Consider the following 9,626-nt stretch of genomic DNA (forward strand, 5'->3'; position numbering starts at 1 on the left):
GCATGCCTATCCGGCTTCAAGGATCAAAAGCTTTGACCCGGAGGAACTGATGGAAATCCTTCGGCATACCGGCGTTCCGGACAGGTTTTCAGAGGAATTAGTTCCTTGACTGATAAAGAGTTCGCCCCGATCCAGAAGCACCAATCAAACCGGTTATGCCTGCCCTATAGCCGAAATACCTTTCAGTGCTTCTTGCCGAGTTCCCGCTTCAGAAAGTCTTCCATGACGCGACGAATGACCTCGGGGCGAGTCGGCAGATCGTCGAGCGTCCGCCGGTAGTTGTCGATCTGGCGGATCATCTCGCGCTCCATCCTGATCATGACCGGCTCTGTGTCCGCGACCGGTCTGCCCATCTTTTTTTTCTCAGCCATGGATAATCCTTTGCAATACTGCTTGACTTTTCGATTACAGCATTACATAATTAACGGGCGAGCGCAAGAGATCCTACCCTCTCGCGCCGCCCTGACCACAACGATCTCGGATAAGGAGACCGATCATGGCTGAAGCCAGTCCTACCACGCCGCATGCGGCGCCGAAAGGCGCGACCGCTTTCACCCACACGACCACCTCGCGCCGGTTCTCCGAGCTTCTGGGCACGCTTGCGCAGGCCATCGTGGCCGAGCGCGACATCGCGCATATCTGGAGCCATGATCCGGCATTCCGCGACTGGCGCGATGAATCCGAACTGCTCTGGCAACGTGCGGCCGAAGAGGCAGCGGCTGTCTTCGACGGCCCGGTTCTGCGCCCCGCGGACCGGGTGCTGATCCGCGCGGCACGGATCCTGCACTATGCCCTCGGCTGCGAACGCCCTGCGGAATATGACGCCGCCGTCGCCGATCTGGCCGCCTGCAGCGAGTCGCTCGCCCTGCGGCGCGAGAATGCCGTCACAGGACGCACATATCAGTTGCTGCGGATGGCCGAGGCGCGGCTGGCGGAGATCGGCGATCTCGAGATGATCCCCACCGCATCCGATCCGGACTTGCAGGACGGTCTCGACGACTGGCCACCCATCGCCTGCTGATCCGGCACCGATCCGCACCCCACCCTGAATGCACTCTCTGATCATGGCGCGCCCTTGCGCGCGCCATGCGGGATGCGGCGGCACCGCATCCAACCTTTTCCTTTTTCCAGAATCCCCACATCCGGGAGGATACCCCATGACCAAAGCATATCGTAAAAACACCAGGCTGGACCTGTCCCAAGCGGGTCTGCAGATCATCGACATGCCGATCCCGGGCGCATGGCACGACCTTGCGCGTCAGAAGGGCATGACCATCGTCGCCCGGGTACAGGATCGCTATCATCTCGCGCTGGCTTGCGACGCTTGCGGCAAGCCGAGCCGCCACAAGATCTCGGCGCTGCGCGTCTGTCAGCCGCAATGCCCGCATTGCCTCGAATCTCAGTGGCAGGCGGATGCCGAGCGGGCAGGACTGACATTCCTGCGCCGCGATCCCGATGACAATATGTACAGCTGGTATCGCGCGCCTTGCGGCCATGAGCTACGGCGCCAGCCGGATCGCATGCGCCAGATTGCTGCCGGAAAGAATGGCTCGCGCTGTGAGATCTGCCATGCCGCGCGCGAAGCGGCGGAGGCCGAGACCTGCGGCTGGTCTCTGCTCGGTCCCGATCCCGAAGGCGATGTCTCTTATCGCCTCTATCAGCATGGTTGCGGCCATCAGCAGCGCATCGCGCGAGCCAATATGCAGACGAACCGGTTTGCCTGCACAAACTGCGGCACATGCTGGTCTGCCGCGCCAAGCTGGCTCTACCTGTTGCGGATGACATTCCCGGATTTTGGACCCGTAGTCAAATGTGGCTACAGCCGTGATCCCGCATCCCGGATGCACTTCCAACTCGGCATGTCGACGGATCTTGGCAGCAAGCTGGTCACCCAAATCCCCATGGCGACGGGCCACGACGCGATCCGCACCGAGAAGCGCCTGCACAGGAAACTCCGACGCACCCACCCGGATTCCGTGCTGCCGCCGGAGATCATCGCCCGACATCTCAATGTTGTCAGCGAGGTCTACGACGCCGCGTTGGAGCCGATCATCCTTGCCGAACTGACGCGGATCGCAGCCAGCACGCAGACATAGCGTCAACGCCGCCTGGCGCGTCCGCACATCTTGTCACGCGCGCCGGGCGACGAGCGGTGAACCACAAATTCCCGGGCCACGCCGAACGGACGCCATCCCATGCGCGGACCAACCGGGCATCCGCGCCGCCCCCCCCGCAGGACCTGAATGGCCCGGACATCCCGGTTCGAACAGTCATACCTCTTTTCTCAAGGTGATCTCATGCTTCAATGCCTCCCCTTTTCTGTAAAGGACCACCCCGACTGGATCGGTTATGCCCATGCGTTGATCGCGCGGCAGCGCGACATCCTGCAAGAAGAAGAGGCCGAGATCCGCACCCTCGCCGCTGAAAGAAAACAGCCTGCACAGCCGGAACTCGACTGGCCGCCCGACAGTCGGGAGCCACGTGACAGCACGGAGCGTGACAAAGAGGTCGTCGCTGATCATGCCCAAGGTGATGCCACTGCAACCGTGGCGGCGATCAAACGCAGATCGCGCCGGCCGCTCTCGCTCGCCCGCCTGCTGATGCTACTGCGGCTGGCGAGCGTCTTCGGTTCTGCCGACGCATTTGAAAAGCATCTGAGGGCACATCCTGTTACGGTGCTGCGCGGTTTTGCAACCGGAGACGTGTCCGATGTCGTCCGCATCATCGGTGATCTCATGGTCCCGGAGCAATGGGAGTGCCTGTCACGAGCCGATTTCCAGAGCTACGCGCCACCCGCCTTCGTTCTGCTGCATCCGGAGGTTCGCCACGACAAGATCGAGCCGGCCAGCCTTGTCACCTACGCCGAACGGATCGCGGAGGTCATGGACACCGGCCTTCCCTTGATGCTGCTGATCCCCGACGACGTGATTCTGCCCGAGGAGCTGCGCCCGATCCTGCCCGAACCAATCACCCTGGCGCTGCTGTCACCCGCGATCCTGCTCTTGGCTTTGGATACATGCTATCCGGATGCCGGTGTGCTGACCGACAGATCCCTGGCGGATCGTCTCCCCGCTGATCAGGCCATCGCCCGACTGACGCCGCTGGCCTTGCGCCTCGCTTTCGCGGCACAAGGCATCGAGGAGGCGATCACGCGCCTGGCGCAGGCCGCGCCCAAAGCCGAAGCATCAGTCCCGCATCTCGACCGGATCGCCGACGATAATCCCGCCCTGCCCGCCGCGCGCCGCATCGTCGCCGACCTGCGCGACTGGCAAGCCGGCGAGGTCGCATGGTCGGAACTGACCCGTTCGCTCTTGCTCTACGGCCCACCCGGGACAGGCAAGACATGGCTCGCGCAGGCCATGGCCGCCAGCGCCGGCATCGGCCATGTCAGCGGCAGTTTCGCCGAATGGCAGGCCGCCGGGCATCTCGGCCATATGCTCGACGCCATGCGCAAGACCTTCGCACGAGCCTTCGCCGCGGCGCCGGCGATCCTCACGATCGACGAGATCGACGCGGTCGGCTCGCGCAGTGACAGCGATGATCACGCCCGCAATTACCGCGTGCAAGTCGTCAACGCGTTTCTCGAGCAAATGGATGCGATCTCGCGCAAAGAGGGCCTCATCGTCATCGGCACCTGCAACAACCCGCAGCGCATCGATCCGGCGATCCTGCGCGCAGGCCGGTTCGATCTTCATATTGAGGTCGGCCGTCCCGGCCCCGATGCATTGGCGCAGATCCTGCGCGGCAAGCTGGGCGATGGTTTTGATCCAGGCGGGATCGCCGACCTCGCCCGGGCAGCCTCCGGCTGCACCCCCGCTCAGATCGACGCCGCTGTACGAATGGCCCGCTCGCTCTGCCGGGCGGAACGCCGAAATCTGCGTCTGGACGACATCCGCATCGCGCTCGCACTGCCGCCGCAGCATGACGGGCTCGACTGGCGCATCGCCCTCCACGAAGCCGGCCATGCGGTGGTCTGCTCCGCGCTGAAGCTCGGTGAGATCACCCGCATCACCCTGACGCCGCAGGGTGGCGAGATCGCCCGCAAGCTGCCGCACCATCAGACGCTGCTTGCGGATATGGAAGACGAGATTGCTTATACGCTGGCGGGACGTGCCGCAGAACGGCTGGTCCTCGGCGATGCCTCGGCCGGCGCCGGCGGCGGCGAGGAGTCCGATCTGGCCATCGCAACCCGCATCGCCATCATGATCGAGACGCATTTCGGCCTCGGATCGCAGGGGCCGATCTGGTCGGGAACCCAGGAGATCGGCAGGCTCGATGCGGCAACGCAGAAGCTGGTCAGAGCGCGGCTTCGGGACAGTGAAGTCCGGGCTGCCACGATCCTGCGCCAGCACCAAGCGCAGTTGATCGCGATGGCCCAGGAATTGCAGCAGAAACGACATCTCTCCAGCGATGATCTGCGCCGGCATGACTTGGGCGGGCGAGGCACCGAATTCGCACACATGCCGCAGGAAAGGCGCGCCGCTGCGCCTCCACTCGTGGAGGGGCCGGTGGCAGAGCCGGATTCCGACTGATCCCGTAAAGCACCGCACCCAATCACATCCCCATCACCATCCCCACAACGATCTGGACCGCAGCGCGATGGTCCAGCCCACAACATTTCAGGAGGCATCTCATGACCCCGGAACAGTATCGGCAATTCCAGCGCGGCCTCGACGCGATCCGCGAAGCAGAACGTGGCCCAACGGGCGACGCTCTTGCCTCCACACCGACCCTCGACCTCTGGCGCGTCCTGATCGACCGGCGCCCATATCCGATGCTGGTACTCTGGGGCGAAGTGTCAGGGCATCCCAAGCTCGGCACGGACATGATTACGACCTCCCGGCTGATCGCCCTCAACCGCAACGCCGGCTGGGCGCGCAGCGTGAGCCGATGGTACAAGCTGGGCAGACCATTTGCCGCGTTCGAAGCCGATTTGGCCAGCAGGATGGGCCAAGCCAATGCCAAGCCAGGATCGCTCGTGTTTCATCTGCCCGGCTTTGCAGCCATCGACGACGCGGTGGCGCTGGAACAAATCCTCGCCGACCATATCGCGCTCATGCGCAGGATCGGCGCAAATCACGGAATTGACTGAGAGGTGTCCAGAACATGACCACCTGGTTCAGCGCCGATTCACATTTCGGGCACGCAAACATCATTACATTTTGCAACCGGCCCTGTGCAGATGTCGAGGCGATGGACACCCATATCCTTGCGCAGTACCGCGCAAGGGTGGGTCCGGAAGATGATTTCTGGATTCTCGGGGATTTCGCGATCAGCAAGGTCCAGGGAGGACACCGCCGCGAGATCGCCGAGATCTTCCAGAAAATTCCCGGCCGCAAACATCTCATCCTCGGCAATCACGACAAGGCCTGGGTGCGTGCCCTGGGGTGGAACAGCATCCGCGATACCGCCGATGTGACCGTTGAAGGCCAACGGCTGTTTCTGTTTCACTATCCGATGATCACATTTCCCGGTGCGCGTCACGGGGCCTTGCAACTCTTCGGACATGTCCACGACAACTGGCAAGGCAGCCGCAACAGTGTCAATGTCGGCGTCGATGTCTGGGATTTCCGGCCAGTCTCGCTGCCGGAGATCAAAGAACGGGCGGCGAAGCTTCCGGTCAATGCCCACTGGAATGAGGTCGAGCCGGGCTGCGCCTTTCCGACGGCGACCTGCTGTTTCTGCCTCGCGGAACTCGATCCGCAACTGCCATCGGGCCACGCGATCCGGCGTGGCGCGCGCATCGTCATTGACGAGACCGGCGAGACCATTGCCCTCAGCGGCGGTCTTTCCGATACCATGGCCGAGGGCGATCGCATCTGTCCGCAATGCATCGGCGGCCATCTGTCCGTTGCCGAGTTCACCCTGCCCGAGGGCTGTCGCTATGATGAGCAGCTGAACATCGCCCGGCCCGTCGACGCGAAGGGATGACGAATTCCCCACCCGACAGAGCTATCGACATGCCGACCGCCCATCTGGCCTCCGGCATGTTTTCCACATTCGCCACATGCCATTCGACATGGGAGTATTGCCCTATGTTCGCTCGCCCTTTCTACTTTTTACTTTCAGACTCATCATTACCGGTTATTTTTTATCCGCCTTTCTTCCCTTTTGTTTCTCAGGCATCTGCTTTGTCTATTTCCATACCCCCCTCTGGCCAACCGCCTGATCGGATATATTTAATCCATTTCTTTTTCTGATTTTATCTCTCAATTATATATTTGCATTTCAACGTGTTAGTTCGGTTATCCACATAATTGAAAAGCCTGCCCGCTCGCAAAGCCTTCTGAGGACGTATCGATGCTCCATAATACCCTCATGACCCGGACAGATACCGGATTGATGAAGGACATGACCCGCCAGAGCACGGCTCTGCACGGCACGGGAGAGATTTGTTTTTGGCACAGGCACGGCAACAGGGCGCAGGGCGCAAGGGACAGGCGGGGGCGAAAGCCCCGGTCCTTTCCCCGTCGCCTGCCTTGCCGCCTTTTCAGAAAGAGCAGATGCTGGCTCTGGTCCGCGCCATGGCCCGCGATGCCGCCCGCGCCGATCACGCCGCCGCGCAACGGGGCTGACCCATACCCGGCGGCGCGATCCGGCTATCAATTGGCAGCAGTCCAGCCATGCTGCCCGTCATGCCGTTGCCCCAGAAGCTCTTCCCGAGCTGACCATCCAACCCCCGCCCTGCCGCATCCTGTCCAAGAGGAGATTTTTACATGACCCAGCCACTGCGCGCCGTCATCTACGCCCGCTATTCCTCGGACTTGCAAAGCGCCGCCTCGATCGAGGATCAGATCCGCCTTTGCCGTGAGCGCGCAGCGCGGGAGGGCTGGCAGATCACCGGCAGCTACGAGGATGCCGCCACCTCGGGCGCCTCGCTGATGCGTCCCGGCATCCAGCGTCTGCAGCAGGATGCCCGCGAGCGGCGCTTCGACATCGTTCTGTCCGAAGCCCTCGACCGCCTGTCACGCAACCAGGCCGATATCGCCGCGCTCTACCAGAACCTGAGCTTCGCCGGTGTCGCCATCGAGACCCTTGCCGAGGGCCGCATCGACGAGATGCATATCGGCCTCAAAGGCACGATGAACGCCCTGTTCCTGAAGGACCTCGCCGCCAAGACCCGCCGAGGCCTGCGCGGCCGCGTCGAGGCCGGCAAATCCGGCGGCGGCAATGCCTTTGGCTACACGGTGCTGCGCAGCCTCACCGAGGACGGCGAGATCAAGCGCGGTGACCGCGAGATCAACGAACAGGAAGCGGCTATCTTGCGTCGCATCTTCCGCAGTTATGCCGACGGTATGTCGCCGAACCGGATTGCCGATATGCTGAACCAGGAAGGCATCCCCGGCCCGCGCGGCCGGGCCTGGGACAAATCCACCATTCATGGCAATCCGAAGCGCGGCATCGGCATCCTCAACAACGAGATCTATATCGGCAGGCTGGTCTGGAATCGCCAGAACTTCGTCAAGGATCCCGCGACAGGCAAACGCCAGGCCCGGCCGAACCCGGAATCAGACTGGGTCATCACCGACGTGCCGGAGCTCAGGATCATCGAGCAGGAGCTCTGGGACGAGGTGAAGGCCCGTCAGGAAACCCGCAAGATCGAACAGACCGACAAACAGGCCTGGGAACGGCGCAAGCCGCGCTTCCTGCTGACCGGTCTGGTCAAATGCGGTTGTTGTGGTGGTGGATTTTCCGCCGTCGGGCCGGATCGTCTGGGCTGCAGCAATTCCCGCAACAAGGGCAAATCATACTGCACCAATCGCACCGGCATGACCCGGCAGGATCTGGAGGGACGGATCCTGTCGATCCTGTCCGATCACCTGATGGATCCGGACCTGGTCAAGGTCTTCGTCACGGAATACATCGCCGAGCGCAACCGGCTGGCCGCCAGCCATGTCGATGATCGCGCGATCAGACAGAAGGAACTGGCCAAGGTTATCAAGGACCAGGATGTCCTGGTGAATGCCATTCTGGCCGGCACTCCGGCCGAACGGATCAAAGCGAAGATGGAGCAGCTCGAAGCTCGCCAGAAGCAGCTGGAAAAAGAACTCGCCGCCGCCCCTGCCCCCACGACGACGCGCCTGCATCCGCGCATCGCCGATACCTATCACGACCGGATCCAGGCGCTGATCGCCGACCTGACGGAACCGGAGGCCGAGGGCGAGGCCCGCGACGCGATCCGTGGCCTGATCGACCGCATCGTGGTCACGCCGGTTCCCGGCAAGGGCAAGCGGATGCTGCCCCAGGTCGAGCTGCACGGCTCGCTGGCAGCGATCCTGAGCTTCAGCCTGGGTGTGGATCAGGCATCCGGAACGCAAAAAACCTCCTGCGAACAGGAGGTTGATGAAAGTGTAGGATTTCTGGTTGCGGGGGTAGGATTTGAACCTACGACCTTCAGGTTATGAGCCTGACGAGCTACCGGGCTGCTCTACCCCGCGCCGATTGCATCGCTTTTTTTTGCGGTGCTTTTTCATATCGTTTCAGAGATTATCGCTTCTTACCAGGTCTGGCGGTGACCTACTCTCCCACGTCTTGAGACGCAGTACCATCGGCGCAGCGGCACTTAACGGCCGAGTTCGGGATGGGATCGGGTGTTTTGCTCGCGCTAGGGCCACCAGACCAGGAAAGAAGCGATCAGCGTTGACCCTGCCTTTTGGCGGGGTTTTGTTGTCCAAGGATGCTTTGGAAGAAGTCTTGCTTCTTCCGGATCAAATCAAGCCTATCGAGCCATTAGTACCGGTCAACTGAATGCATTGCTGCACTTACATCTCCGGCCTATCGACGTGGTGGTCTTCCACGGCTCTCAAGGGAGACCTTGTTTTGAGGGGGGCTTCACGCTTAGATGCCTTCAGCGTTTATCCTGTCCGTTCATAGCTACCCTGCACTGCCGTTGGCACGACAACAGGTCCACCAGTGGAACGTTCACCCCGGTCCTCTCGTACTAGGGGCAACTCCTCTCAAGTCTCCAACACCCACGGCAGATAGGGACCGAACTGTCTCACGACGTTCTAAACCCAGCTCACGTACCTCTTTAAACGGCGAACAGCCGTACCCTTGGGACCTGCTCCAGCCCCAGGATGAGATGAGCCGACATCGAGGTGCCAAACGATGCCGTCGATATGGACTCTTGGGCATCATCAGCCTGTTATCCCCAGCGTACCTTTTATCCGTTGAGCGATGGCCCTTCCACTCGGGACCACCGGATCACTATGGCCGTCTTTCGACTCTGCTCGACTTGTCAGTCTTGCAGTCAGGCTGGCTTCTGCCATTGCACTCAACGAGCGATTTCCGACCGCTCTGAGCCAACCTTCGCGCGCCTCCGTTACTCTTTGGGAGGCGACCGCCCCAGTCAAACTACCCGCCACGCAGGGTCCCGGATCCGGATAACGGACCGCGGTTAGACATCAAGAGTGCGAAGGGCGGTATCTCAAGGATGGCTCCACCGGAACTGGCGTCCCGATTTCAAAGCCTACCGCCTATCCTGCACATCGCAATCCTGATGCCAGTGCGAAGCTGTAGTAAAGGTGCATGGGGTCTTTCCGTCTAACCGCGGGAAGTGTGCATCTTCACACACAATTCAATTTCGCTGAGTCCACATTTGAGACAGCGGGGAAGTCGTTACGCCA

The 9,626-nt window shown here is 61.6% G+C and carries 7 protein-coding genes, 1 tRNA gene, 2 rRNA genes and 1 pseudogene (1 of these 11 only partly in view); 6 read left to right on the forward strand and 5 right to left on the reverse strand.

Going from position 1 to position 9,626, the window contains the following annotated elements:
- Positions 1 to 182 precede the first annotated feature (182 nt).
- A complete protein-coding gene (locus JHW40_RS03305; protein ID WP_090617383.1) occupies positions 183 to 371 on the reverse strand; it encodes a hypothetical protein in 189 nt (62 codons plus the stop codon).
- 125 nt (positions 372 to 496) lie between these two features.
- Here JHW40_RS03305 and JHW40_RS03310 point away from each other — a divergent pair, with 125 nt between their 5' ends.
- The 6 genes and pseudogenes from JHW40_RS03310 to JHW40_RS24105 form a co-directional block, all read left to right on the forward strand.
- Positions 497 to 1,021, forward strand: a complete 525-nt coding sequence (locus JHW40_RS03310; protein ID WP_090617381.1) for a hypothetical protein — start codon at positions 497 to 499, stop codon at positions 1,019 to 1,021.
- Positions 1,022 to 1,157: 136 nt separating this feature from the next.
- On the forward strand, positions 1,158 to 2,096 hold the full coding sequence (locus JHW40_RS03315) for a GIY-YIG nuclease family protein (RefSeq protein WP_244519375.1): 939 nt from the start codon (positions 1,158 to 1,160) through the stop codon (positions 2,094 to 2,096).
- Positions 2,097 to 2,243: 147 nt separating this feature from the next.
- Positions 2,244 to 4,532 carry an AAA family ATPase gene (locus JHW40_RS03320; RefSeq protein WP_090617378.1) on the forward strand — a complete coding sequence of 763 codons (2,289 nt, stop codon included), beginning with the start codon at positions 2,244 to 2,246 and terminating at the stop codon, positions 4,530 to 4,532.
- 101 nt (positions 4,533 to 4,633) lie between these two features.
- Positions 4,634 to 5,092: a DUF6634 family protein gene (locus JHW40_RS03325; protein WP_090617375.1), complete on the forward strand. Its 459-nt coding sequence runs from the start codon at positions 4,634 to 4,636 to the stop codon at positions 5,090 to 5,092.
- Between the two features lie 14 nt (positions 5,093 to 5,106).
- Complete coding sequence (locus JHW40_RS03330; RefSeq protein ID WP_090617373.1) at positions 5,107 to 5,931, forward strand: phosphoesterase; 825 nt, start codon at positions 5,107 to 5,109, stop codon at positions 5,929 to 5,931.
- Between the two features lie 785 nt (positions 5,932 to 6,716).
- A pseudogene (locus JHW40_RS24105) lies at positions 6,717 to 7,742 on the forward strand (recombinase family protein); the annotation flags it as partial.
- A gap of 3 nt (positions 7,743 to 7,745) precedes the next feature.
- On the opposite strand, the gene JHW40_RS24110 reads toward JHW40_RS24105, so the two are convergent.
- The 4 genes from JHW40_RS24110 to JHW40_RS03350 form a co-directional block, all read right to left on the reverse strand.
- Complete coding sequence (locus tag JHW40_RS24110) at positions 7,746 to 8,318, reverse strand: hypothetical protein (protein WP_419182457.1); 573 nt, start codon at positions 8,316 to 8,318, stop codon at positions 7,746 to 7,748.
- A 43-nt stretch (positions 8,319 to 8,361) separates the two neighbouring features.
- Positions 8,362 to 8,438 (reverse strand) — tRNA-Met (locus JHW40_RS03340).
- Positions 8,439 to 8,504: 66 nt separating this feature from the next.
- Positions 8,505 to 8,619 (reverse strand): 5S ribosomal RNA (rrf, locus tag JHW40_RS03345).
- A 90-nt stretch (positions 8,620 to 8,709) separates the two neighbouring features.
- Positions 8,710 to 9,626, reverse strand: a 23S ribosomal RNA gene (locus JHW40_RS03350) (it continues 1,933 nt past the right edge of the window).

Source organism: Paracoccus alcaliphilus, assembly GCF_028553725.1.
In the GTDB taxonomy this organism is placed as follows: Bacteria; Pseudomonadota; Alphaproteobacteria; order Rhodobacterales; family Rhodobacteraceae; genus Paracoccus; species Paracoccus alcaliphilus.